This is a genomic window from Streptomyces niveus, assembly GCF_001723055.1.
GTDB lineage: Bacteria > Actinomycetota > Actinomycetes > Streptomycetales > Streptomycetaceae > Streptomyces > Streptomyces niveus.
Map to the genome: position 1 here is coordinate 1 of NZ_MDCR01000431.1, position 981 is coordinate 981.

A 981-nucleotide genomic window follows, 5' to 3' on the forward strand; every position below is an offset into this window, starting at 1 on the left:
TCGCGCGCCGCCAAGCCGCGCCGCCCCGATCCCGTGGGGCAGCTGCTGGTCATGGCCACCCTCGGCGCGGTGACGTACGCGATCATCGAGGCCCCGACCGCGGGCTGGACGTCGCCGCTGATCCTGTCCTTCGCCGGGGCCGCCGCCCTCGCGCTGACGGGGCTGATCCTCTACGAGCCGAGGCGCGACGAGCCGCTGATCGATCTGCGCTTCTTCCGCAGCGCGCCGTTCAGCGGGGCGACGATCATCGCGGTGTGCGCGTTCGGCGCCCTCGGCGGCTTCCTGTTCATGAACACGCTCTACCTCCAGAACGTCCGGAACCTCTCCCCCCTGGAGGCCGGCCTCTACATCCTGCCGATGGCGGCGCCGGCGTTGGTCTGCGCGCCGCTGTCGGGGCGGCTCGTCGGCTCGTACGGGGCGCGCGTCCCGCTCCTGATCGCGGGCACGACCCTCGCGGCCAGCGGACTGATGTTCGCGGTCTTCGAGGCGGAGACTCGTCTGGGGCTGCTGATCGTCGGATACATGCTGTTCGGCGTCGGCTTCGGCATGGTGAACGCCCCGATCACCAACACGGCGGTGTCCGGGATGCCGCTGTCGCAGTCGGGGGTGGCCGCGGCCGTCGCGTCGACGAGCCGGCAGATCGGGACGACGCTGGGCGTCGCCGTGATCGGAGCCGTACTGGCCGCGGGCGCGGCGGGCGCGGCCACGCACCGCGGCGGCATCGGCGACGAGGCGTTCGCGGACGCGAGCAGGCCCGCGTGGTGGATCATCACCGGCCTCGGCCTGTCGGTACTGGTGGTCGGCGCGCTGACCAGCGGGGAGTGGGCACGGGGCACGGCCCGCCGCAACGCGGAACGCCTGGACCCGCCGGCGGTGCCGGGCTCGCCCTGACGCGGGCTGTCACCGCGGGCTCATCACTCACGGCCGGGCACAATGCAGAGAGTCCTCTGCAAAAATACCTGTGCAGAGGACTCTCTGCAT

The 981-nt window shown here is 72.4% G+C and carries 1 protein-coding gene; it reads left to right on the plus strand.

What is annotated here, in order from left to right:
• Positions 1-891, plus strand: an 891-nt coding sequence (locus BHU15_RS35475; RefSeq protein WP_141726957.1) for an MFS transporter, incomplete at its 5' end; no start/stop codon positions are given.
• Positions 892-981: the final 90 nt, after the last annotated feature.